Source organism: Kitasatospora sp. NPDC059973 (genome assembly GCF_042737525.1).
Taxonomy (GTDB): domain Bacteria; phylum Actinomycetota; class Actinomycetes; order Streptomycetales; family Streptomycetaceae; genus Kitasatospora.
In genome coordinates this window covers 1-22,193 of record NZ_JBHWUI010000084.1, presented here as the reverse complement: position 1 = coordinate 22,193, position 22,193 = coordinate 1, and the positions used below count along the sequence as shown (strand labels likewise).

General features: G+C 71.5%; 26 protein-coding genes. 19 read left to right on the top strand and 7 right to left on the bottom strand.

The window, feature by feature from the left end:
* Nucleotides 1–90 precede the first annotated feature (90 nt).
* From ACFWA9_RS22720 to ACFWA9_RS22680, 9 genes are all read left to right on the top strand, one after another.
* The gene (locus ACFWA9_RS22720; RefSeq protein ID WP_380389287.1) at nt 91–525 is read left to right on the top strand and encodes a DUF6262 family protein; all 435 of its coding nucleotides are present in this window, start codon (nt 91–93) and stop codon (nt 523–525) included.
* Nucleotides 526–690: 165 nt separating this feature from the next.
* Entirely contained in the window at nt 691–2,205 is a 1,515-nt protein-coding gene (locus ACFWA9_RS22715; protein ID WP_380389315.1) for an ISL3 family transposase, read from the top strand.
* Nucleotides 2,206–2,608: 403 nt separating this feature from the next.
* Nucleotides 2,609–3,259, top strand: coding sequence for a hypothetical protein (locus ACFWA9_RS22710; RefSeq protein ID WP_380389286.1), 651 nt, complete (start codon nt 2,609–2,611; stop codon nt 3,257–3,259).
* 295 nt (nt 3,260–3,554) lie between these two features.
* Nucleotides 3,555–4,463, top strand: a complete 909-nt coding sequence (locus ACFWA9_RS22705) for a hypothetical protein (protein WP_380389285.1) — start codon at nt 3,555–3,557, stop codon at nt 4,461–4,463.
* Nucleotides 4,464–4,904: 441 nt separating this feature from the next.
* Nucleotides 4,905–5,672 (top strand): alpha/beta fold hydrolase, encoded by a 768-nt coding sequence (locus ACFWA9_RS22700; protein WP_380389283.1) that lies wholly within the window; start codon nt 4,905–4,907, stop codon nt 5,670–5,672.
* Nucleotides 5,665–6,123, top strand: a complete 459-nt coding sequence (locus ACFWA9_RS22695; protein WP_380389281.1) for a MarR family winged helix-turn-helix transcriptional regulator — start codon at nt 5,665–5,667, stop codon at nt 6,121–6,123. The genes ACFWA9_RS22700 and ACFWA9_RS22695 overlap by 8 nt, the downstream gene beginning before the upstream one ends.
* Before the next feature lie 75 nt (nt 6,124–6,198).
* The gene (locus tag ACFWA9_RS22690; RefSeq protein WP_380389279.1) at nt 6,199–6,630 is read left to right on the top strand and encodes an SRPBCC family protein; all 432 of its coding nucleotides are present in this window, start codon (nt 6,199–6,201) and stop codon (nt 6,628–6,630) included.
* Between the two features lie 174 nt (nt 6,631–6,804).
* A complete protein-coding gene (locus tag ACFWA9_RS22685; RefSeq protein ID WP_380389277.1) occupies nt 6,805–7,407 on the top strand; it encodes a recombinase family protein in 603 nt (200 codons plus the stop codon).
* Nucleotides 7,408–7,629: 222 nt separating this feature from the next.
* On the top strand, nt 7,630–8,118 hold the full coding sequence (locus ACFWA9_RS22680; RefSeq protein WP_380389275.1) for an SMI1/KNR4 family protein: 489 nt from the start codon (nt 7,630–7,632) through the stop codon (nt 8,116–8,118).
* A gap of 228 nt (nt 8,119–8,346) precedes the next feature.
* On the opposite strand, the gene ACFWA9_RS22675 is transcribed toward ACFWA9_RS22680, so the two are convergent.
* The 3 genes from ACFWA9_RS22675 to ACFWA9_RS22665 all read right to left on the bottom strand — a co-directional run bounded on the left by ACFWA9_RS22675 (nt 8,347) and on the right by ACFWA9_RS22665 (nt 10,868).
* Complete coding sequence (locus tag ACFWA9_RS22675; protein ID WP_380389273.1) at nt 8,347–9,342, bottom strand: TauD/TfdA family dioxygenase; 996 nt, start codon at nt 9,340–9,342, stop codon at nt 8,347–8,349.
* Nucleotides 9,343–9,382: 40 nt separating this feature from the next.
* Entirely contained in the window at nt 9,383–10,267 is an 885-nt protein-coding gene (locus ACFWA9_RS22670; RefSeq protein WP_380389271.1) for a hypothetical protein, read from the bottom strand.
* Nucleotides 10,268–10,682: 415 nt separating this feature from the next.
* Nucleotides 10,683–10,868, bottom strand: coding sequence for a hypothetical protein (locus ACFWA9_RS22665; protein WP_380389269.1), 186 nt, complete (start codon nt 10,866–10,868; stop codon nt 10,683–10,685).
* Nucleotides 10,869–11,072: 204 nt separating this feature from the next.
* On the opposite strand from ACFWA9_RS22665, the gene ACFWA9_RS22660 reads away from it, so the two are divergent.
* The 6 genes from ACFWA9_RS22660 (at nt 11,073) to ACFWA9_RS22635 (ending at nt 13,591) form a co-directional block, all read left to right on the top strand.
* Nucleotides 11,073–11,558, top strand: coding sequence for an NUDIX domain-containing protein (locus tag ACFWA9_RS22660; RefSeq protein WP_238863301.1), 486 nt, complete (start codon nt 11,073–11,075; stop codon nt 11,556–11,558).
* 64 nt (nt 11,559–11,622) lie between these two features.
* Nucleotides 11,623–11,805 (top strand): hypothetical protein, encoded by a 183-nt coding sequence (locus ACFWA9_RS22655; RefSeq protein ID WP_380389267.1) that lies wholly within the window; start codon nt 11,623–11,625, stop codon nt 11,803–11,805.
* Between the two features lie 36 nt (nt 11,806–11,841).
* Nucleotides 11,842–12,426 (top strand): class I SAM-dependent methyltransferase, encoded by a 585-nt coding sequence (locus tag ACFWA9_RS22650; RefSeq protein WP_380389265.1) that lies wholly within the window; start codon nt 11,842–11,844, stop codon nt 12,424–12,426.
* Nucleotides 12,423–12,899, top strand: coding sequence for a GNAT family N-acetyltransferase (locus ACFWA9_RS22645; RefSeq protein ID WP_380389263.1), 477 nt, complete (start codon nt 12,423–12,425; stop codon nt 12,897–12,899). Before ACFWA9_RS22650 ends, ACFWA9_RS22645 begins: the two co-directional genes overlap by 4 nt.
* Nucleotides 12,900–12,962: 63 nt before the next feature.
* Entirely contained in the window at nt 12,963–13,397 is a 435-nt protein-coding gene (locus ACFWA9_RS22640) for an HIT family protein (protein ID WP_380389261.1), read from the top strand.
* A gap of 2 nt (nt 13,398–13,399) precedes the next feature.
* Nucleotides 13,400–13,591, top strand: a complete 192-nt coding sequence (locus ACFWA9_RS22635; protein ID WP_380389259.1) for a hypothetical protein — start codon at nt 13,400–13,402, stop codon at nt 13,589–13,591.
* A gap of 404 nt (nt 13,592–13,995) precedes the next feature.
* On the opposite strand, the gene ACFWA9_RS22630 is transcribed toward ACFWA9_RS22635, so the two are convergent.
* A complete protein-coding gene (locus tag ACFWA9_RS22630; protein ID WP_352288822.1) occupies nt 13,996–14,994 on the bottom strand; it encodes an adenosine deaminase in 999 nt (332 codons plus the stop codon).
* A 241-nt stretch (nt 14,995–15,235) separates the two neighbouring features.
* Here ACFWA9_RS22630 and ACFWA9_RS22625 point away from each other — a divergent pair, with 241 nt between their 5' ends.
* Nucleotides 15,236–15,520, top strand: coding sequence for a DUF6158 family protein (locus ACFWA9_RS22625; RefSeq protein WP_352288819.1), 285 nt, complete (start codon nt 15,236–15,238; stop codon nt 15,518–15,520).
* Nucleotides 15,521–15,644: 124 nt separating this feature from the next.
* On the top strand, nt 15,645–17,033 hold the full coding sequence (locus ACFWA9_RS22620) for an NADP-dependent succinic semialdehyde dehydrogenase (protein ID WP_380389257.1): 1,389 nt from the start codon (nt 15,645–15,647) through the stop codon (nt 17,031–17,033).
* 43 nt (nt 17,034–17,076) lie between these two features.
* Here the strand turns inward: ACFWA9_RS22620 and ACFWA9_RS22615 are convergent, their stop codons facing one another.
* Together ACFWA9_RS22615 and ACFWA9_RS22610 are read right to left on the bottom strand one after the other, a co-directional pair.
* Nucleotides 17,077–17,358 (bottom strand): hypothetical protein, encoded by a 282-nt coding sequence (locus tag ACFWA9_RS22615; RefSeq protein WP_329486470.1) that lies wholly within the window; start codon nt 17,356–17,358, stop codon nt 17,077–17,079.
* A gap of 52 nt (nt 17,359–17,410) precedes the next feature.
* A complete protein-coding gene (locus tag ACFWA9_RS22610; protein WP_380389254.1) occupies nt 17,411–18,472 on the bottom strand; it encodes a Ku protein in 1,062 nt (353 codons plus the stop codon).
* 155 nt (nt 18,473–18,627) lie between these two features.
* On the opposite strand from ACFWA9_RS22610, the gene ACFWA9_RS22605 reads away from it, so the two are divergent.
* Nucleotides 18,628–18,837: a hypothetical protein gene (locus tag ACFWA9_RS22605; protein WP_352288811.1), complete on the top strand. Its 210-nt coding sequence runs from the start codon at nt 18,628–18,630 to the stop codon at nt 18,835–18,837.
* A 161-nt stretch (nt 18,838–18,998) separates the two neighbouring features.
* On the top strand, nt 18,999–21,248 hold the full coding sequence (locus ACFWA9_RS22600) for an MMPL family transporter (protein WP_380389252.1): 2,250 nt from the start codon (nt 18,999–19,001) through the stop codon (nt 21,246–21,248).
* Nucleotides 21,249–21,308: 60 nt separating this feature from the next.
* Here ACFWA9_RS22600 and ACFWA9_RS22595 read toward each other — a convergent pair.
* On the bottom strand, nt 21,309–22,193 hold an 885-nt coding region (locus ACFWA9_RS22595; protein WP_380389250.1), incomplete at its 5' end, for a metallophosphoesterase.

The window sequence follows — 22,193 nt, the reverse complement described above, 5'->3', positions numbered from 1 at the left end:
TGCCGGCCGGCCCACGGGCGCCCTACTTGGCTTCGACCCGTCCGAACACCAGCTTGGAAGACGACCTCGGGCGGCCGGAGGCGACTGCCGATGCGAGCTGACAACAGCCAGCACATCGTCGACGCCGCCCGTCGCCGCAGCGAGTACACCCGCGCCAAGGCCATCCAGGCCCTCCGCACCCTCGACCTGGCGGGCGAACCGGTGACCTTCGAGACCGTCGCGAAGCGGGCCGGAGTGTCCCGGTCCTGGCTCTATGCCCAGACAGACCTACGAGAGGAGATCGAGCGCCTTCGGGCAGCACACCGCCGCGACCCCGGATCGCCGGTTCCTTCACGTCAGCGCACCTCCGACGCTTCCTTGCTGCAACGTCTCGAAGCCGCCAACGCCCGCATCCGGCGCCTCGCCGAGGAGAACAAGCAACTTCGCGAACAACCCGCCCGCGCACTCGGCGAACAACGCGCCGCGACGACTCGCACCAGCCCGCCCCGGGCAGGCGCGAGCGATCCGATGTCGGCGTGCAGATGAATGTGCCCAGCCAGGTACGAGTGAACGGGCTCTGTCGCTGATCTTGTGACGTTGTAGCTGTTCGATCGTTTCGGATGCGTGTGCAGTTCAGGGGGTTTGCGGGAGGTTCTGCCGCATCTGGCGGACGTGGCAGTCGAGTCGGTGCACCGGGATGCGGGCGTGGTCATGCTGCGTACCCGTTCCCGTACGCGGTCAGCGCGGTGTCCGGGGTGTGGGAGGCTCTCGGGCCGAATACACGGCCGGTACGAGCGGAGGCTCGGGGACGCGCCGTTGGGCGGGCTGCCAGTGGTGATCGTGATGCTGATGCGACGGTTCAAGTGCATGACGACCGATTGCCCGGCTGTCACCTTCGCCGAGCAGATCCCGGGATTGACCCAGCCGCATGCCCGGCATACGCCCGTCCTGCGGGACCTCCTCGGCCGCGTCGCCCGGGCGCTGGCCGGACGGCCCGGTGCACGGCTCGCCCGGAGGCTGGGCATGACCGCAGTGAAAGACACCCTGCTGAGGTTGCTGCGGACCACCGCGCCGACCGAACCGGGGCCTGTCCGGGTCCTGGGGATCGACGACTTCGCCCTGCTCAAGGGCCATACCTACGCCACGCTGCTCGTCGACCTGGAGGCCCGCCGGCCGATCGACGTGCTGCCCGGCCGCGAGGCCGCACCCGTGGCCCGCTGGCTGGCCGACCACCCCGAGGTCCAGATCATCTGCCGGGATCGCGCCTCCGCCTACGCGGAAGCCGCCAGGACGGCCGCCCCTCAGGCCGTCCAGGTCGCCGACGCCTGGCACCTGTGGAACAACCTCGCCAAGGCCATGGAGAAGACCGTCACCAGCCACTACGGCTGCCTCCGCACAGCCCATCAGGCCACGCACCAGCCCGGAGAACCGCAGCCACCGGCAGAACCGGACGGCATGCTCGACGTCCGCGGCCGGCCCCGCCGAATCGTCGCCACCATCCGCGAACGCCACCGCGCTGTGCAGGAACTCCTCGCCCAGGGCAGGTCCCTTCGCGGGATCAGCCGTGACCTGGACCTCGACTACTACGCCGTCCGCCGATACGCCCGCACCGCCGACGTCGACGAGCTGCTGGTGAAAGTCACCCAGCGCCGGACCCTGCTGGACGACTACAAGCCCTACATCTACCAGCGCTTCACCCAGGGATGCCGCAACGCCAGCCAGCTCCATCGGGAGGTGCGCGCCCAGGGCTTTCCCGGAGATCGGAGCGTGGTTAACTCCTACGTCCGTCTGCTGAAGCAGGGCACCGTCACAGCGCCACCGCCCCCGGCACTGCCGAAACCCAGGAGGGCCCTGCGCTGGATCATGAGCCGCCCCGAGCGCCTGCGCCCCGACGAGGCCGTGGGCCTGAAGGAGGTCCGGGCGGCCTGCCCCGAACTCGACGCCTCCGTCGAGCACGTCCGAGCCTTCGGCGCGCTCATGCGCGAGCACCGCGGCGAAGACCTCGAAGGATGGATCGAACGGGTCAGACAGCACGATCTGCCCGCCCTGCGGCAGTTCGCCGACGGACTCCTCCACGACCGGGACGCGGTCGTCGCCGGCCTGTCGAGCTCCTGGAGCTCCGGCCAGGTCGAAGGCCAGGTGACCAGGGTCAAACTGATCAAGCGGGCCGGCTATGGCCGGGCCAGGCTCGACCTCCTCCGCACCCGCATCCTGCTGAGGAACTGATTTGGCTGCGATCGGCGCCGGCTACCAGCGTCTGAGGAGGCCGCCCCGACGTGTTGGCCACGTCAGCGCGCGCACGAGGCGGTTCATGACCACCCAGTACCCCGGGTGCACTTAGCCCCTCTCCTTGGCGAGAAGACCCGGTCCGCCCTCACGGTTCAGATAACGCATGAATCTGTCGTATGCCGGTCCGCCAGCGATCAGCAGCAACGGAGCAGTGAGCACTGCGCCGACCCAGACTGCACACCGGAGAGCGAGTTGAGGAAATCCGCCTATACGCACCGGACGAGTATGTCGCAACGGTCTCGGCTGTTGCCGGACTCACTGGTGGGCGGCATGACAGACCCAAGACGTCCCAAGATCAGCGACAGAGCCCTACGAGCGCTGGCTCGCCGAGCGCCTCGCAGTGGTCGAGGATCCCACACGACATCAGCTCCTGCACCGCTTCGCCACCTGGCACCAACTGCGGCGCCTACGGGCGAAGGCCGAAGCCGGGCCGCTCGGACGATCCCCCACCTCCGAGGCCCGGCAGCAGATCACCCAGGCCGACGCCTTCCTGACCTGGCTCACGGGACAAAACCGGACCCTCGACCAGTGCCAACAGGCCGACCTCGACGCCTGGCACGCGGACAACTACGCCACCCGCCGACCCGCCCAGCCGTTCCTGCGCTGGTGCATGGACAAGGGCGCCATGCCCCGCCTCGTCCTGCCCCCTCATGTGATCAAGCAGGACCAGGCTCCGATGCACCAGCACCGCCGCCTCGCCATCCTGCACCGAGTCCTGCACGACGAGGCCCTGCCACTGAGAACCCGAACTGCGGCCGCACTCGTCCTGCTCTATGCCCAACCCGTCAGCCGCATCGTCCGGTTGACCATCGCGGACGTGGCTGATGACGGAGATGCCCTGACAATCCGGCTCGGAGACCCCCGTCGCCACTGCCCGCACCCGTCGCCGATCTCGTGCGCGCCTACCTGGCGGAACAGCCCTGCCTCTCCCACGCCAGCAGTCGCAGCGCGGCCTGGCTCTTTCCTGGTCGACAGCCCGGACAACCGATGAACCAGGGAAGCCTGCTTGACCGACTCCGGGCGATCGGCGTTCCCACCCAGCGCGGTCGGGCCTCAGCGATTCGCCAACTGGTCCTCCAAGCCCCCGCTCCCGTCGTCGCCCGGGCCCTGGGCTACCACGACAAGACCACCACCCACCTCGTCACCGAGGCCGGCGGAACCTGGAGCCGATACGCCCCGGGTGACCACGAACGGTGAAGCCACCATCGGGCCCTCGGCAGCAACGTCGTCGGCCGGACATGTCACGCTGCGTCCGACAGACCTGCCGAAACACCAGGGGAGGGCGTGTGGCCGCGGACTTCTATCACGCTGAGAACGAGAACGGCGACTGCGTCGACGACCCGTCCGAAGCCGCCATATGCACACTGCTCAGCGGGCTCGACAACGCGGAGAACACGTTCGTCATCCTCCAGGCCGGCGAGGACGAGTCCTCCTGGTATGCCTCGGTCGCGCTGGAGGACGAGGGTGGCTACGAGGTTGTCCTGCGTGATCCGTCTACTCGGGAACACGTCGTGACCACGGAGACCAGCGCCGAGAAGATCGCGCGAGACCTCGTCCTGTGGATCGCCCGACGTGACTTCCGGGGACGGGCAGGGCGCCGCACCGCCCCGCGACCGGACATCGTCGGACTCGCGCAACTCGCTGGTCTGGACCCGGCGGCTGTTGAGCCGATGCGCCCGTGGGACCTGGCCCAGGACGTCGCCGGAATCCAGCTCCCCGCCGATTACCGAGCATTCGTCGATCTCTTCGGCCCCGGGGAACTTCGCGGAGAGCTCGGCATCGTGACCCCGCGGCCGCTGCCCGGCCAACCCATCGGCGCCGGTGCCCTCTCCCGCAAGGTCAACGAGCTGATCAACGACACCGGGGCTGCGTTCAAGCAGATGCGGGAGGACTTGCCCGACCTCTGCCCGTACCCCGTCTACCCCGAGCCCGGCGGCCTGCTGTACTGGGCAAGCAACTACAACGGAGACCACTGCTTCTGGCTCACCGAAGGGGACGACCCGGACCGTTGGCCCGTCGTGGTGTGGCTGCGAGGCGAATTCCCCGACGGCTGGCACCGCTACGACATGGGCATGGCCCGGTTCCTCCTCCTAGCGCTGTCAGGCACGGACGCCGCCCTGGACGACCTCGGCCTCGCGACCTCGACCGCGCCGGTCTGGGTTCCTTCGCACGACGCTGACACCGTGCGGCGGTAGTCCACCGCGCGACGCCTACCGAGCTCGCCATGACTACCGAGCGCGACACCCATCGCACCTCGGCGGTGAACACGCGACAACTGAACATGCGAGCTCACCAGTCCCGAGACCGAAACAGCTCGCCGCCGACGGCTTCCCCGTCACCGACGACCTGCTCACCCGCCTCTCACCCATCCAGTTCGACCACATCAACTTCCTCGGCGCTACGCCTTCACCCGCACCCCGGTTCCCGGCACGCGACCGCTGAGACCCCCACACCGCCGAGGACGACGTCGAGGGGGAGTGAACCCGCTGCCGGACGCCCCACGGCATCGGCCCGGGAGTCCTGCCTCCTGCGGCCCGCAACACCACGCCAGGAAGGCCGACGGGCGCACGAGGCTCATTGTGGATGTGACCCAGATTACTTGTGTCACGACATATGTGTCGTGTAACGTGTCCGATATGAACACTTCAGAGAAGATTCCGACCCTGGTCTTCATCCCCTGCTTCTCCGGCGCCCCGTGGAGCGCCGAGCAGCTCGCCCCCTACGGCGACGCGCCCACCCGGACGCTCCGCCTGCCCGAGGGCGTCGACGATATGGAGCGTTACGCCGACTACGTGCAGGAGGTGGTCGCGGACCTGGACGACTGGGTGCTGGTCGGCGACTCGTTCGGCGCGAACATCGCGCTCGCGGTCGCCACCCGCCGCCCGAAGGGCCTGCGCGCCCTGGTCGTGTCCGGCGGTTTCGCGGCCAACCCGGTCACCTCCAAGTCGTGGAAGGCGGTGATGCGGGCGATCGGCAAGGCCCGCGGCCCGTTCTACCGGCAGCTGACGCTGCGGGCCCACGCCCACCGCCTGGCCTCCCCCTTCGACCGCGAGGGGCAGGTGTACTGGAGTGAGGCGCGCAGCCGTGAGCTGTTCCTCGAGAACACCCCGGCGGCCTCCTTCGGTGCCCGCGTGCGGGCCGCCATGACCGCCGACTACGTCGGCGTGCTGGGCCGGATCCAGGTGCCGACCCTGATCCTGACCCCCTCGCACGACGTGCTGATCGGCGAGGACGCATCCAAGGTCATGCTCGCCGGTATCCCCGACGCCCACGAGGTCGTACTGCCGCGCACCGGCCACATGTTCCGCTTCTCCCACCCGGTCGGCTACGCCGACGCGGTCCAGGACTTCCTCACCACCGTCCCGACCACCTCTCCGACGGCCGGGCAGGCCGCGCGTGCGTAAGGCCGAACACCTGAGGTTCGCGATCCTGGCAGCCCAACGCGAAGGCAACCGGCTGCTGATCCAGGCCCTCAAGCCCCACGGCATCACCCCGTCGCAGGCCGAGGTGCTGCGCCTGCTCCAGCAGCACGGCACCTTGAGCCTGAACGGGCTCGGACAACTCCTGGTGTGCGAGAGCGGCACCAACCCCAGCCGGCTGGTGGACCGCGTCGTCGCGGCCGGACTGGTCGAACGCCGCACCGACGACACGGACCGCCGCTACCTCCACCTCAGCCTCACCCCTGAGGGCGAGCATCTGGCCACCGAGGTCGCCGGCATCGAACAGGCCCTCTACGCGGGACTGGACGCCGCCTGCGAGGGCCTGGATACCGACGCCATGCTCACCTTCCTGCACCGCTTCATCGACCCCCTCCCCTCGGGCGAGGCCCTCAACAAGCGCCTCAGCCTCGACTGAGCCTCGACCTCGACCTCGACCGAAAGCAGGACCCGCATACGACCCGCCGGCCACGCGCCGAAGAAGGGAACGACCATGCAGTTCGAGAACACCCTGACCATCAACGCGCCCGCCGACCAGGTCTTCGCCTATCTCGCCCAGCCCGAGAACCTCCCCCGCTGGAACTACGCCCTCGACACCACCGAGCAGACCTCCCCCGGCCCGATCGGAGTCGGCACCACCTACCGCCAGACCCGCACCCTCCCGCGGCCCGCGGAGGAGCACTTCCGCATCACCGACTACGACCCGCCGAACCTGCTCACCGTCGACGGCGACTTCGGCCCGTTCTCGGGAACCGCGACCTACCGGCTGACCGCGGCCGACCAGCACACCACCCGCCTGGTCAACACCGTCCACCTCACCGCCTCCGGAGCTCTCAAGGCCGTCGCCGCGCTCGCCGGCCCCCAGGTCAAGCACGCAGTCGCGAAGAACCTCGACGTCCTGAAGGCCACCCTCGAGGCTCGATGACGACCTGCACGCCAGCTGGCCCGCTCACAGCCGTCTGGCAGCGGAGGGACCGTGTCGAAAAACGACCGTCTGTCGACACTCCGCGCGGCGATCACTAATCCGCAGGTGATCAGTGTCGGCAACTCGCGTCGAATATCAATGTCGGCGAACGATCAGTCAGATAAATTCCGACACATGCTCATCGGCTACGCGCGCGTCTCGACCGCCGACCAGAACTCCGATCATCAGATCGACGCACTGCTGCGGCACAGAGTGGAGCGCAGCGATATCCACGTCGACACCGCGAGCGGCGCGAAGGCGTCCCGCCCGAGGCTCGAACTCGTCCTGCAACTGCTGCGGCCCGGCGACACGCTGAAGATCACCCGACTCGACCGGCTTTCCCGCTCTGTCCTGCACCTGGTCACCCTCGGCGCGAACCTGCGCGAGCGCGGGATCGGGCTGCACGTCATCGAGCAGGGCATCGACACCTCCACCGTCGAGGGCCGCGCGATGTTCGGCATGCTCTCGGTACTCGCCGAGCTCCAGCGCGAGCTGATCGTGGCCAACACCATGGACCGCCTCGCCTCCGCCCGCGCCCGCGGCCGCGTCGGCGGCCGACGCCCCCGCCTCAGCCCAGATCAGGCCGCACTCGCCCAGCAGCTCTACGACGCCCGCGAGAAGACCGTCCAACAGATCGCCGACCTCTTCGGCATCCCCCGCTCCACGGTCTACGGACACCTCAAGCGCGAGAAGACCGTGCCCCGGCAGCCCAAGAAGACCGTAATCACGAAGGCCTGATCGCGACGATCTCTCCCCTGACACCCCCGGGACGCATGCACAGCCCTCCCGACCGGGTGTCAGCCCGCCGAACTACAGTCCTGGATCGTGCCAGAAGCTTCCCGCCGCACCGCGGCGAACGATGACGAACTTGTGCGGAGGTTGCGCGCGCTCGCATGGAGCGAGAAGGGCAGGAGCCTCACCCGAGGCTGCCTCCCCGAGCGGCCCTTCCCACCGCTCACAATGACCGAGGTCGACCGCGCCGAACGCGAACTCGGCTACTCGCTGCCTTCCTTGCTCAGGCGCCTCTACACCGAGATCGGCGATGGAGGGTACGGACCTGACGGCGGCCTCGCGTCCCTGACGCCGCACTACATCCCGGGCTGGTACAGGCCGGACTGGCCGTGTGCAGCGACCCATCACGCCGCACGCCCGAGCCGGGCGGCGCCGTCATCGTGGTTCTTCATGACCGGCGGCGGTTGCACCATGGAGTGGTACGTCTCGCTCATAGCCGTCGATCACCCGGTGCTGCTCTGGGACGCCGACGGCTGGGAACCGGACTGGGGCGAAAACCCCCACGACGGCCTGTGCTATGCGGCACCCTCGCTGCGCAAGTGGCTGTGGACCTGGGCCGACGGAGGAGACGTGTGGGACGAGGCGCTGTCGCCGGGTTCTACCCCGGAGCAGGGGGGCAGAACCCGAAGATTGATCACAACATCACACAGGCCCTAGAGGCTACGGTCGCGTTCGACGATCAGCCGGTGGCCGTCGGCGACCAGCCGGGCCAGGCCGTCGACGAGCGGCCCCGCGAGGACGGAGCCGCCTTCGGTGGGAAGTCCTCGGCCCGGTGAGCCCGCCGGCGGCCGTCGCCCACGAGGACGTCAGCGGTCCTACCGAAGCGGTCGGTGACGAGCTCAGAGGGCGGGTCGACAGTGATACGACCGGCACCCTCAGTGCCGGTCAGCGGGCGAGGACGTGACCGTCGTCGGGGCGGTGGTCGCGCGAGCGGCGCAAGTCGGTGGTGACGTAGGTGCGTTGTAGCCAGCGGTCCGCTCCGTCGTAGCGGGGCCGGAAGGCGGTGCGGCCGTGGACGGTGACACGGTTGTCGATGACGACCAGGTCGCCAGGGGCCAGGCGCAGGGTGCGGGCACTCGCCTCGCAGGCGCGCCCGAATTCGGCCAGCGCGGCGGTGGCCCGAGGGGTGAGCGGGGTGGTGACGAGTTGGGCCATGCGGATGTCGGGGTCCTCGGCCGCGCCGGACAGCACCGGTCGGGGTTCGGCTTCGGCCCCGCTCGTGGCGTCGGGGCTGAAGGAAGGCGGCGGTGTGGTGATGAACTCCGGTGCGAACAGGGCCTCGCGGGCGGCCGGGGTCAGGAGCGGCAGTGTTTGGCGGAGGCCGGCGACGCGCATGCCGGCGGTTCCATCGTGGTCGGCGCGCAGGCACAGGAAGACCACGTAGTCGGGTGGGTGGGGGTGGAAGCCGTTCTCGGTGTGGAAGGACAGCGGCACCGAGCCGGCGTTGCCGTGGAAGGTCTCCTGCCCGGGTACGGGCACGACGTCCTGCACGAGGGCGCCGGATTTCTCGGCCAGGTAGGCCAGCGGTTCGCCGAGCCCGCAGGCCACCATGGTGAGCAGCGCGGCGGGGACGGTGGCTTGGCGCTGGACCGAGCCGGGCACGGCCGGTGTCGGGGGCAGGATCGCCTGGTCGACTGGCAGGCCGCCGATCACCAGGGTGCCGCACGGGCCGGACTGCCTGCGGAAGCGGCGTACCGCGCGGCGCAATGGCAGCGGAAGCTCGTCCCCGGCGTCGCGGGCCCGTGTCAGCCAGTCGCGGTTGTCGACTTGGTCGGGTCCGCCGGCCGTGAGGGTGCGGGCCAGGTGCTCGCACGCGTCGGCGTCGGCTGGGTCCAGGATCCAGTCGGCGGCGACTGCGGTGTTGGGCGTGGTGCCGGGCATCGGGTCTCCTGCGGGGAGTGCGAACGGTGAGCAGCCAAGCTCAGTAGTGGCGCAGGGCGGCGACGGCGTCGGCGATGTAGTGGTCGCCGAACCGGATCAGGGAGGCGTACTGGGCCGCGCGGCGGTGGCGCATGAGCCGCAGTTCGGCGACGGCGTTGTCGGGGCCTTCCGGCCGCTGGGCGATGGAGCGGCGCAGGTGGACCATCGAGTACGCGAGGGTGATGTGCCGTTCGGCGTCCACGATGTCGGCTTCCAGGAGGGCTCCCCTTGCGTCGGCCAACTCGGTTTCCTGGGAGGCGAGTTGCTCGTAGGAGTCGGGCAGCACGGTCAGCAGGTCCTTCATCGCCGCCCGGAACAGCTTGTACCCGCGGTGCTGGCGCCCGCTGAGCGGGACGTCCGTCGACGGCGGCGCCATGGTCCGGCGGATCTCCGCCATGTAGTAGGCGGCGGGGATCGTACTGGCGTGGTTCATGGCCGCCGGGAAGGCGCGCACGTACACCGTCGCGTCGGCCAGCCTCAGCAGCGCGGTGGCGACGTCGCCGTCCCGCAGGTGGCGGGCGGCGTCGGTCACGGCGACCGCGGCGCAGACGTTGAACAGGACATGGACCTGGTGCCCGATGAGCCACCGAGCGTTCCACACACTCTCCAACGGCGTCCCCTCACCGGGCTCGGGGACGATCAGCGGCAGGACGGGCTCAGGGGCGGCGCCCGGCGCTGCGCCGGTGAGATCGAGCACCGCTTGCCGCATCCCGGCGACCTCCAGTGCCAGGTCGGCGCCCGAAAGCGGGGCCTCACAAAGGTCGTCCAGACCTCGGTGGATGACCAGGGCTCCGTGCAGGGCGGCCTGTTGGTCCGACAGTTCCACCTCGCGGACCCGGAAGTACGACTGGCTGGTCGACTCTGCCGGAACGTCCTCCCCTGACACGGCAGAAGCCAGAGCCGACAGCGCGGCCACCAACTCCTGTGCCGTCGCCGCGGCTTGCCGTAACGCAGCGTTCCGCTCGACTGGTCTGCCGTGGGTCGCCATCTCGGCCAGCACGCGCGCGGTCCGCTGCGCCTCGGCGTCGACCCGCCGGCCCAGTACCGGGGCGGGCCGCCCGCCTCGGGGTTCACGGAAGACGGCAATGGCAGGGTGGCCGGCGACCGGAGATAAGCTCATGGTTGGAATAGTTTGCCAGGGACACGCCACACGAAACCTTGATTGCGCGCCAGCGCGCCGTCTGGCACCCCTCGCCGAGGACCTGCGCCGCCTCTCGGGAGTGGCCGACGACAGAACTACGTCGCCTCGCCCGCCCTACGTGAGTGCGGCGCGGGTTTCGCAACCACCGGGTCAGGACAGCCTAATCAGCCCGGCCGCGCCACGGCGGTCCCAACCGGGCCCCGGCAGGCAGCCCGGCCCAGGGAGCAAGCGGCGCGGCCGAGTGCCACGACATCGGCAGGACCGTCAACACGCCGAGTCGATCAAGAAACACCGAGCACGGAAAGGTGATCTGGTCGGGGATGCCGTCGAAGTGGATCAGCAGCACGCCCCCGGAGCCACCGAGGCTTCGGGTGACTCACTGCCAACTCGGGCACCTCCGTCGTGGCGGGCCCGTAGTCTCGGGCATACATCTTTTCGACTCCCGGCTCGCTGCCGACGCGCACCTCTCATGACTGGACGTCAGCAAACCTTCACTCCAACGGATCGAGGGGCGTGAACACCCATTTCCTCACTACCGGTTGGAGTCTCCGTGCAGTCCCTGCGTCAGGCCGTGTGCGTCATCGTCCACGACGAGAAGGCGAGCAAGGTCGCCTGCGTCCACTACGCCAACGACTCCTGGTCCACTGTGCCCGCCTGGACCGTCCCCGGTGGCAAGGCCGAGGAGGGCGAGCGTCTGGACGAAGCCGCCGCCCGCGAGCTGCACGAAGAGTCGGGCCTGGTCGTCGCCCCCGAGGACCTGCGGCTGGTCCACACCATCCAGGTCAAGGCCGGGTGGGACGGCAAGGGCCCGTTCCTGCTCTCGGTCTTCGCCGCGACCTCGTGGCGGGGCGAGCTGACGAACACCGAGCCGGACAAGCACCTCGCCGTCCTGTGGATGGACGCCTCCGCGCTGCCCACCCCGATGTTCCCCACCTCGCACGCCGCCCTCACCGCCTACCTCGCCGGCGACGGGCGGGGGTTCTCCACTTACGGCTGGGACGCCTCGGAGGACCTGCGCGCCCTGGTCGGGGCATGAGGTGGCCGGCCGTCACCGCCGCCCGCCCATCGGCGCGAAAGCGGTACTGCCCGCGGACATCGACTTGCAGTTGCTCGCCATCACCCAGGGCCGCACCGTCACCGACGAAGGCGTCGCCAGGCTCCCCGGCGGACGGCACCCGTACGCCTACCGCACGCTCTACCGGCCCGACGGCAGTGTGGACCGGCTGCTGGAACGCCTGACTCCAGGTCCGCTGCACCCGCCCGGCCTGCACCGCACCGACTGACCCGTCCACTGGACGCCCAGACCGAGAGGAGCGGAAGTGTCCGCCGCGGACCACTGGAACGACCACTACAAACAGGGGAAGGGTTTTCGTCCCGTCGCCGAGCAGGAGATCGACCTGCTGGCCGAGCATGTCGGCCAAGGCGCCAGCCTTCGGGCCCTCGACGTGGGCTGCGGCACCGGCGAATACTCCGCCGCCCTCCACGATCTGGGCTTCCAGGTCACGGGGGTCGACTTCTCCGAGGTCGCCGTCGCCACCGCCCAGGACCGGCTGGGAGGGCGCGACGGGCTCGACTTCCGGCTCCTCGACGCGGACCGCGGGGGCCTGGGCCTGCTCCCGGCCGACGAGTTCGACCTGATCACCTGTCGGCTGTTCCTCCCGTTCGTCGACCTCGTGCCGACCGTCGCCTGCGTCCGTCGCCTTCTCGTCCCCGGTGGCCGACTGCTCGTCACTACCCCGCTCGCCGAACGCCAACGCGGCGGCTGGGAGTCGATCGGTCTGCGCTCGGCCAGTCTCGACCTGCTGCGCTCCTTCGGCTGGAGCGCCATGGCCGAGTACCCGCTCGACGACCTGCTCTGCCTCCTGCTGACCACCCACGTCGTCCTGGAGAGGACCAGCCGATGACCCCCGTCACCGCAGCCCGGCCCGCCGTCCCCGGGGACGCCGACGAACTGCTGCGCCTGCGCGTCGCCGTCCTGGACGGCGGCCCGCTCACCGATGAGTGGCGCACCACCTTCCGCGACGACATGCGCGAGCGCCTGGGCACCGACCCGAACCTGCTCGCCTACGTCGTGCCCGCCGCCGACGGCCTCGCCGCGTGCGCCATCGGCATCGTCTACCGCGGCTACCTCGGCCCCGCGTTCCCCACCGGCCTGTGGGGCCGCATCCACACCGTGGTGACCGATCCCGCCCACCAGCGACGCGGACACGGCCGGGCCGTCACCACCGCCCTCGTCGAAGCCCTCCAGGACCGCGGCTGCGGGTCCATCGAACTGAGGGCCACCGCCGCCGGCGCGCCCCTCTACAGCGCCCTCGGCTTCGAGCCCCTCGACGGCTTCATGACGCTGCGCCCCGGCCCCGGCGGGTGGGCGCGGTGACCGCCTTCGACCTCGACGCCTACAACGAGCGGGCCCGCAACGGGCCGTGCTTCATCTGCTCAAATGCTCGCCGGCGCCCCCGGCTACGAGCACCGGATCGTCCTGGACGACGGCGTCCACGTCGCCTTCCTCGATCGCTACCCCACCCTGCACGGCAAGGTCCTGGTCGCCCCGCGCACCCACGTCGAGGACACCATCGGCGACTTCACCGAGGACCAGTACCTCGCCCTGCAACGCGTGGTCCACCGCGTCGCCACCGCGCTCGCGGCGACCGTTGCGACCGAGCGCGTGTACGTGCTGAGTCTCGGCAGCGCGCAGGGCAACGCCCACGTCCACTGGCACATCGCCGCCCTCCCGCCCAACACCCCGTACGAGCAGCAGCAGTTCCACGCCCTGATGACCGAAGGCGCCGGGGTACTGCCCGACGATCCCGAGCGGGCCGACCGCCTCGCCGCCGGCCTGGGCGCCCGCCTCAACGGAGGAAACGGAGGAACCTGACCGTGGCCTTCGTCCCGCCCGAGCAGTTCCTCCCCACCCGACACGGCGGCCGCGCGGTGCGCACCCTCGATGTGTGGTCGCGCATCGTCACCCCGCGCCAGCAGCGCACGCTGCGCGCCTCGCTCACCACCCGTCGCACCGGCGTCGCCGCCTACCTCATCTCCGCGCCCCGTGTGCCGAGCGAGAACGGATGACAACCCCGCCCCTCCGCCGTCCACCCATAGGAGAGCGCTAGCGACTACGCCCTCTTCACCTGTCCCCCGGCCCAGCTGACGGCCGCGTCCGGACTCGCTGGAGCGTTCGTCGCTCGGAGGCCGCCGTCCCTCAAGCTGGACATGACGCGGCGCCACGCAGAGGGCACATCTGAGGGCACATTCGAGCGGGTCACCGCGGGACAGTCCAGGTCAGAGGCTTGTCCGATTTTCCATCACTTGCCCGAATGCAAGCATATTTGCGCAGGCCAGCGCGGTCCGCGTCCAGTCCTGGTACTTCTGGCGCACGCTGGTCTGAGCCTCCCACCGGCTCCGGGCCCGTCGCGGCCCGGAGCCGGTGCCTCCGGATTCGATGCCTCCGGATTCGATGCCTCCGGAGTCGGGGCTCAGACGCCGGCCGGCTCGAACGCGTAGGCCGCCACCTCGGCCAGCAGCGCCGCCCGGCGGTCCTCGTCCAGGAACGAGGCGCGGAAGGAGTTGGCGGCGAGCAGGCGCAGCGTCTCGGGCGCGAGCGCGAGGGCCCCGGCCACCGCACGGAAGTTGTCGTCGACGTAGCCGCCGAAGTACGCCGGGTCGTCGGAGTTGACGGTCACCAGCAGGCCCGCCGCGAGCATGGCGGGCAGCGGGTGGTCGGCCAGCGTGTCGACGCAGCGCAGGCGCACGTTGGAGAGCGGGCAGAGGGTGAGCGGGATCTGCTCGCGGACCAGGCGGTCGACCAGCGCCGGGTCCTCCAGGCAGCGCAGACCGTGGTCGATCCGCTCGACCCCGAGGACGTCCAGGGCCTCGGTGACGTAGGAGGCCGGGCCCTCCTCCCCCGCGTGGGCGACCCGGTGCAGCCCGGCCTCGGCGGCGCGCCGGTAGACCTCGCGGAACTTGGCCGGCGGGTTCCCGACCTCAGCCGAGTCGAGTCCGATCCCGGTGATCCGGCCGAAGTGCGGCCGGGCGGCCTCGAAGGTCTCCAGCGCGGACTCGGCGGACTCGTCCCGCAGGAAGCACATGATCAGCCGGGTGCTGACGCCGTACCGCTCCTCGCTGCGGTCCAGGGCCCGCCCGAGGCCCTCCACCACCACGTCCAGCGGCACCCCGCGGGCGGTGTGCGCCTGCGGGTCGAAGAAGATCTCGGCGTGCCGCACCCCCTGCCCGGCGGCCCGGGCCAGGTACGCGTCGGCGAGGTCGGCGAAGTCCGCCTCGGTGCGCAGCACCGTCATCAGCGCGTAGTAGAGGTCCAGGAAGGACTGCAGGTCGCTGAAGGAGTAGGCCCGGCGGAGCTCCTCGGTGTCGGCGTACGGGAGCGTGACGCCGTTGCGCGCGGCGAGCGCGAAGGCGAGTTCCGGCTCCAGGGTGCCTTCGATGTGCAGGTGGAGTTCGGCCTTGGGCAGCGGCATGGGTGATCGTTCCGAATTCTGGGAGGGAAAGGAAGGGACGTCGGGATAGTCATCGTACGATCCGGTCACCCGCCCGCCACCTCCCCGGGCCCCCGTGCGAGGCGTCCGGGCGGCACGCCTCGCGAAAGGCCCCGGGGGCGACGACACTGCCGGTACGGGAGTCCCGTCGGCACACCGGTGTACCGGCCGCGGTCGGGGGCACCCGGGTACGGGGGGATTCGCGCCGAGGAGGTAGTGGACCATGCGGCACCCGGACGACGCTCCGCACACCAGGCCCGCGGGGATCTCCCCGCACGCCCTGGGCAACGACACCCTGCTGCACGAGCTGGAGCAGCTGCACCGGACCAGGCACGAGACCTTCCTGTACGGGTCGGAGGAGGCCCTGAAGCGGCACACCCTGCGGACCGGGCAGCTGGAGGCGGAGTACCTGCACCGGTTCCCGAACCGGCTGGTCACGGCCGGCCGGACCAGGGCGGGCGCCCGCGCCCGGGAGGCCGCGGCGCGGGTGGAGTCGCTGCCGGAGTGAGGCCGCGGCGGCCGGTGCCCGGCGGGACACGCCGGGCGGCGGTGGTGCGCTCGGGGCGGGGTGTCGGCCAGGGTGGAGCAACGACTCCGGAGCAATCCCCCACGGACACCTGGGAGCCCACCGCATGGCCATCGCAAGCGTCAACCCCGCGACCGGCGAGACCCTGGAGACCTTCGAAGCGCTGGACGCCGCCGGCATCGAGCAGCGGCTGGCCCGCGCCGAGGCGGCGTTCCAGTCCTACCGCACCACTTCCTTCGCGTACCGCGCCGAGCTGCTGCGCCGCGCCGCCGACCTGCTGGACGCCGACCTGGAGTCCGTCGCCCGCACGATGACCGAGGAGATGGGCAAGCCGCTGGCGGCCGCCCGCGCCGAGGCCGCCAAGTGCGCGAAGGCGATGCGCTGGTACGCCGAGAACGCCGAGGGGCTGCTCGCCGACGAGCACCCCGCCCCGGCCGACGTCGCCGACTCCGGCGCCGCCCGGGCCTACGTCCGCTACCGCCCGATCGGGGTGGTGCTGGCCGTGATGCCGTGGAACTTCCCGTTCTGGCAGGTGATCCGGTTCGCCGCGCCGGCCCTGATGGCGGGCAATGTCGGCCTGCTGAAGCACGCGTCCAACGTCCCCCGGACGGCGGTGGCCCTGGAGGAGCTGTTCCGCCGGGCCGGGTTCCCGGAGGGCTGCTTCCAGACCCTGCTGATCGGCTCGGGCGCGGTGGAGGGCGTGATCCGCGACCGCCGGGTGGCCGCGGTGACGCTGACCGGCAGCGAGCCCGCCGGGCGGGCGGTGGCGGCGACGGCCGCGGACGAGGTGAAGAAGGCCGTGCTGGAGCTGGGCGGCAGCGACCCGTTCGTGGTCCTGCCGAGCGCGGACCTGGACGCCGCCGTGGCCACCGCCGTCCGGGCCCGGGTGCAGAACAACGGGCAGTCCTGCATCGCCGCCAAGCGCTTCATCGTGCACACCGCCGTGTACCGGCCGTTCACCGAGGCGTTCACCGCGGCCATGCGGGCGCTGACCGTCGGCGATCCGATGGAGGAGGCGACCGAGGTCGGCCCGATGGCCAGCAGCCAGGGGCGGGACGACCTGGAGGAGCTGGTCGAGGACGCCCGGGCGCACGGCGCCGGGGTGGAGTGCGGCGGCCGCCGCCCCGCGGGCCGGGAGGCCGGCTGGTTCTACGAGCCGACGGTGCTGACCGGCATCACCCCGGCGATGCGGATCCACCTGGGGGAGACCTTCGGGCCGGTCGCCACTGTCTACGAGGCCGCCGACCTGGACGAGGCGGTGGCGCTGGCCAACGACACGCCTTTCGGACTCAGCTCCAACGTCTGGACCACCGACCCGGCCGAGCAGGAGCGCTTCGTCCGGGACATCCAGGCCGGCGGGGTGTTCTTCAACGGCATGACCGCCTCGCACCCGGCCCTGCCGTTCGGCGGCGTCAAGCGCTCGGGCTTCGGGCGCGAGCTGAGCGGCCACGGGATCCGGGAGTTCTGCAACATCACCACCGTCTGGGTGGCCTGACGGCGGCCGGGGCGGGGTCAGGACGGCCCCGCCCCGGCCGGTGTCAGGCGGCCATCCGGTGCCTGCCCTGGCCGGGCGTCATCCAGCGGGCGACCATGCCGCACAGCGCGATGAGGGTGACGCCCCACACGATGCTGAAGACGATCAGCCAGGGCAGCGAGGTCACCTGGGACCCGACGGCGCCGAGGCCGAGCGAGAGCGCGAGCATCAGCACCACGGCCGTCGGACCGAGGCTGAGCAGGCCGTGCCAGGCCCGGTGCGCCAGGCTCGGGTGCCGCGGCGCGTCGGGGCCCGTGTCGAGCGCCTTGTAGGTCAGTAGGTCCATCTGGGATCGCCTCCGGACGTCGGGGACTGCCGGTGATCAGCTCACCGAGGCCTCACGAGACCTTGCGGGGAGCTGCGGACTTCCTGCTGGTGGTCTTCTTCGCGGCCGCGGCCGGCTTCGCGGTGCCGGCCGCGGTCCTGGTGGCGGCCCGGTCCGCGGTGGCCCGGCCGGTGGCCGTCCTGGGAGCCGTCGCCTTCTTGGCCGACGCTTTCCCGCCCGCCGCCTTCCCGGCGGGCGCGCGCTTGCGGGGTGCCGGGGCCGCCACCGGGGGCGGCTCCTCCACCGCCGTCGGACCGGCCTCCGGTTCGGCGCCCGGCCCGGCCCGGCGGCCGCGGTGGGCGCCCTTGGCCTCCTTGAGACTGCTGCGCAGCGCCGCCATCAGATCGATGACGTTGTCCGGAGCCTCGCCGGGCTCCTCCTCGTGCGGCACCTCGACGCCCTGGATCCGGGCCTCGATGACCTGCTGCAGCGCCTGCTGGTAGTCGTCGTGGAGCTGGGAGAGGTCGAAGTCCTCGGAGAGCGTGTCCATCAGCGAGCGGGCCATCTTCAGCTCCTGCGGCCGCACGGTCACCTGCTCGTCGGGCGCGATCCCGGCCGCCGGGCGGACCTCGTCGGGCCAGATGCAGGTCTGCAGCACCAGCGTCCCGTCGTGCACCCGCAGCACGGCCGGCGACTCCCTGGTCCGCAGCGCGATCTTGGTGACCGCGATCCGGCCGGACTCGGTGAGCGCGTCGCGCAGCAGCGCGTACGGCTTGGCGGCGGCCTTGTCGGCGACACCGACGTAGTAGGCCTTGGAGAACATCAGCGGGTCGATCTCGGCCGCGTCCACGAACGCCAGCACGTCGATGACCTTCTTGCTGGGCAGCGGCAGCTCGGCGAGGTCCTCGTCGGTGAGGGTGACGGTCCGCCCGTCGGGCGACTCGTAGCCCTTGGCGATCTCCGCGTAGGGGACTTCCGTCCCCTCCTGCTCGCAGTACCGCTTCATCCGCACCCGGCCGCCGTCCTTCGCGTGCACCTGGTGCAGCGGGACGTCGTGCTCCTGGGTCGCGGAGTACAGGTGGACGGGGATGCTGACCAGCCCGAAGCTGATCGTCCCCTTCCAGGTGGTCTGCATGGGGTGTCGCCCCTTCCCGGACGGTCCCCCTCCCGGAGATTTCCACTGTGCCCGGATTCACCCCGATCGGCCACACGGTCCCGGTCCGGGCCGACGCGACGGGCCGGACCGGGCCGGACCGGCGGACAATGGCCGGGAGCCGAGGAGGTGGCGCCATGCCGGGGACGCGCCCGCCCCCGCCGCCCGAGCGGACCACGTACGTCGTGACGTACGCCGTGGCCGGGGAGCCCGGGGTCCGGCGGGCGGAGGTCACGGTGGTGCCCGGGTACTCGCAGGAGAGCGACATCCCGCGGATCCTCGCCGCCCGCCTCACCGGGCGGCCGGAGGGCGCGCGGATCGTCCTGCTGGAGCTGCGCCCGGCCTGAGGCTCCGGCCGGCCGCGGGGGCGGGACCCGCCGAACGGAGGCACCGGGGCGTGTCACCGGGTGATCGCGCCGGATCGCGCGGCACCGCTCCCTAGCATCGGGACTCCGTGGTCCCGCCCGACCAGGCGTGACGGAACGTCACCCCGGCCCCAGGAGCGTTCATGCCCTCGTCCTCGGGCGGCCCCGCCCGCATCCCCGGCCCGGCCCGCCCCCCGCAACCGCCCCGGCGCGGCGCCCTGCGGCGACTGGGCGAGTGGTGCGCGCGCCACTCGGTCCTGGTGATCGTGCTCTGGCTGGTCGCCCTGGCCGGCGTCCAGGTGATCGACCGGGCGGTCGGCGGGACGTTCTCGGACGACTTCTCGCTCTCGGACACCCAGGCGCAGGAGGGACGCAACGTCCTCCAGGCGCACGAACCGGCGGCCGGCGGCACCAGCTCCCAGGTGGTGCTCCACGACAGCCAGTCACTGACCGGGTTCCAGAGCCAGATCGACCAGGTGGTCGGCTCGCTGAGCGCGCTGCCGCACGTGCAGTCCGCGCAGAGTCCGCTGCCGCCCGCCGGCCAGCCCTCCCCGCCCGGCGGCCCGCTCGCCGCGGACGGCCTCACCGGCTACCTCACCGTCCGCTTCGACGTGAACCCCACGACCCTCGGCGGCGACTACCTCGACGGCGTCGACGCCGCCGTCGCCCCGTTGCGGGCGGCCGGGGTGGAGGTCGAGTACGGCGGGCCGCTGGGCGAACTGGCGCGCCCGGTGGCCGACGACCGGGTCAGCGAGCTGATCGGCTTCGGGGTCGCGATCGTCGTTCTGCTGATCGGCTTCGGCAGCGTGATCGCGGCCGGCCTGCCGCTGGTCACCGCCCTGATCGGGGCCGTCGTCGGCCTCGGGGCGCTCGGCCTGCTGGCCGCCGCCACCACCTTCGCCACGGTCGCCCCCACCCTGGCGACCATGATCGGCATCGGCGTCGGCATCGACTACGCGCTGTTCCTGCTCACCCGGCACCGACAGGGCCTGATGGACGGCAAGGACCCGGTGTCCTCCGCCGGGCACGCCGTGGCGACCAGCGGCCGGGCGGTGCTGGTCTCCGGCTGCACCGTGGTGATCGCGCTGGCCGGTCTGGTCGTCTCCCGGGTCAACTTCATCGCCAAGCTCGGCGCCGCCGCGGGGGTGACGGTGATCTCCGCCGTCCTCGCCGCGCTCACCCTGCTCCCGGCCCTGATGGGCCTGATCGGCCGCCGGATGGACCGCTGGACGGTGCATTCGCCGGTCGCCGAGACCGGCGTCGCGCCCGGCGAGGAGATCACCGGGACGTGGCACCGCTACGCCCAGCGGGTGGAGCGCCGTCCGTGGTGGTTCCTGGCCGCCGGGGTGGTCGTCGTCGGCGTCCTCGCCATCCCGCTCTTCTCCATCCAGCTCGGCCACATCGACGACGGGGCCGACCCGACCACCTTCACCGACCGGCGCGCCTTCGACCTGATGTCCGACGCCTTCGGCCCCGGCTCCAACGGCCCGATCACCGTGGTCGTCGACCAGAGCGCCGTCGCGGCCGACGCCCGCCCGGCGCTGCTGAGCTCCGTGCAGCAGGCGCTGGCCGGCACGCCCGACACCTCCGGCGTCACCCCGCTCCAGACCAGCTCCGACGGTGACGTGCTGTTCAACACCGTCACCCCCGCCCAGCGGCCGCAGGACGAGCAGACCACTCAGCTGGTCGGGCACCTCTCCGGCACCGTCCTGCCGCAGGCCGTGGCGGGGAGCGGCGCCAAGACCTACGTGACCGGCACGACGGCCGCCCAGGTGGAGTTCGCCGACATCGTGGCCGCCCGGCTGCTGCCGATCATCGCGGTGGTGGTCGGCCTGGCCTTCCTGATCATCCTGACCGTCTTCCGGGGCCTGCTGATCGCGGTGAAGGCGGCCGTGCTCAACCTGATCTCCATCGCCGCCTCCTACGGCGTCCTGGTGGCGGTCTTCCAGTGGGGCTGGGGCGGGCCCGCGCTGGGGGTCGCCGGGACGGTGCCGATCGAGAGCTACGTCCCGATGATGATGTTCGCCATCGTCTTCGGCCTCAGCATGGACTACGAGATCTTCCTGCTCTCCCGGGTGCACGAGGCCTGGCTGAGCACCGGGGACAGCCGGGGCAGCGTGGCCCACGCCCTGGAGATCACCGCCCGGGTGATCACCTGCGCGGCGCTGATCATGGTCAGCGTGTTCGCCGCCTTCATCGTGAGCGACAACATCGTGATCAAGATGATGGGCCTCGGGCTGGCCGTCAGCGTGCTGATCGACGCCACCGTGGTCCGGCTGCTCCTGGTGCCGGCCGTGATGACCCTGCTGGGCCCCGCCGCCTGGTGGACGCCCCGCTTCCTGGACCGGGTGCTCCCGCACCTCGACACCGAGGGCGCGGGCGAGCGGGCCTGAGGGCGGCGGGGCGGCCGGCCCGGCGGGGCAGCGCGGGCCGGGCGGGCCGCGCAGCCGGGCTCAGGCCTGGAGCGAGGCCAGCGTGACGATGGTGATGTCGGACGGCGCGCCGACCCGGACCGGCGGGCCCCAGGCCCCGGCCCCACGGGTCACGTACAGCTGGGTGTCGCCGTACCGCTCCAGCCCGGCGACGGTGGGGTTGGCCAGTTCGGCCAGGTAGTTGCCCGGCCAGAGCTGGCCGCCGTGGGTGTGGCCGGAGAGCTGGAGGTCGACGCCGTGCCGGACGGCGTCGTGGATGGTGACCGGCTGGTGCGAGAGCAGCACCGAGGTGCGGGCCCGGTCGCGGTCGCCGAGCGCCTTGTCGAAGTCCGGGCCGTCGCCCTCGGTGCGCCCGGCGATGTCGTTGACCCCGGCCAGGTCGAACCCGGCGAGCTCCAAGCGGGCGTTCTGCAGCGGGTGGACGCCCAGCTCGCGGACGAAGTCCACCCAGGGGGCCGCGCCGGAGAAGTACTCGTGGTTGCCGGTGACGAAGTACGCGCCGTCCCGCGCCCGCAGCTGCGCCAGCGGCTCCGCCGCACGCCCGAGTTCGGCGACCGAGCCGTCCACCAGGTCACCGACGATCGCGATCAGGTCGGGCTGCGCGCCGTTGATCGTGTCGACGATCCGCCGGGTGTGCTCGCGTCCGAGGATCGGGCCCAGGTGGATGTCGCTGACCACGGCGATCCGGTAGCCGTGCGCTCGCGCGGGCAGCTTGGCCAGCGGCACGGTGACCTGCTTCAGACGCGGCCCGCGCAGCACCCCGTAGGTGCCGGTGCCGACCACGGCGGCCGCCGCGCCGGAGGCGCCGATCGCGAGCGTCCGGGCGACGAAGAGCCGGCGCCCGGGCGAGGGCACGGCGGTCGGCACCGGCTCGCCGGCGGCCGGCTCGGCCGCGTCGCCGTCCGC

Bases quoted from the DNA above. Each gene is read 5' to 3' on its own strand.
- ACFWA9_RS22720 (WP_380389287.1), top strand. From the start codon at position 91: ATGCGAGCTGACAACAGCCAGCACATCGTCGACGCCGCCCGTCGCCGC.
- ACFWA9_RS22715 (WP_380389315.1), top strand. From the start codon at position 691: ATGCTGCGTACCCGTTCCCGTACGCGGTCAGCGCGGTGTCCGGGGTGT.
- ACFWA9_RS22700 (WP_380389283.1), top strand. From the start codon at position 4,905: ATGAACACTTCAGAGAAGATTCCGACCCTGGTCTTCATCCCCTGCTTC.
- ACFWA9_RS22690 (WP_380389279.1), top strand. From the start codon at position 6,199: ATGCAGTTCGAGAACACCCTGACCATCAACGCGCCCGCCGACCAGGTC.
- ACFWA9_RS22685 (WP_380389277.1), top strand. From the start codon at position 6,805: ATGCTCATCGGCTACGCGCGCGTCTCGACCGCCGACCAGAACTCCGAT.
- ACFWA9_RS22680 (WP_380389275.1), top strand. From the start codon at position 7,630: ATGACCGAGGTCGACCGCGCCGAACGCGAACTCGGCTACTCGCTGCCT.
- ACFWA9_RS22675 (WP_380389273.1), bottom strand. From the start codon at position 9,342: ATGCCCGGCACCACGCCCAACACCGCAGTCGCCGCCGACTGGATCCTG.
- ACFWA9_RS22645 (WP_380389263.1), top strand. From the start codon at position 12,423: ATGACCCCCGTCACCGCAGCCCGGCCCGCCGTCCCCGGGGACGCCGAC.
- ACFWA9_RS22640 (WP_380389261.1), top strand. From the start codon at position 12,963: ATGCTCGCCGGCGCCCCCGGCTACGAGCACCGGATCGTCCTGGACGAC.
- ACFWA9_RS22630 (WP_352288822.1), bottom strand. From the start codon at position 14,994: ATGCCGCTGCCCAAGGCCGAACTCCACCTGCACATCGAAGGCACCCTG.
- ACFWA9_RS22625 (WP_352288819.1), top strand. From the start codon at position 15,236: ATGCGGCACCCGGACGACGCTCCGCACACCAGGCCCGCGGGGATCTCC.
- ACFWA9_RS22620 (WP_380389257.1), top strand. From the start codon at position 15,645: ATGGCCATCGCAAGCGTCAACCCCGCGACCGGCGAGACCCTGGAGACC.
- ACFWA9_RS22615 (WP_329486470.1), bottom strand. From the start codon at position 17,358: ATGGACCTACTGACCTACAAGGCGCTCGACACGGGCCCCGACGCGCCG.
- ACFWA9_RS22610 (WP_380389254.1), bottom strand. From the start codon at position 18,472: ATGCAGACCACCTGGAAGGGGACGATCAGCTTCGGGCTGGTCAGCATC.
- ACFWA9_RS22605 (WP_352288811.1), top strand. From the start codon at position 18,628: ATGCCGGGGACGCGCCCGCCCCCGCCGCCCGAGCGGACCACGTACGTC.
- ACFWA9_RS22600 (WP_380389252.1), top strand. From the start codon at position 18,999: ATGCCCTCGTCCTCGGGCGGCCCCGCCCGCATCCCCGGCCCGGCCCGC.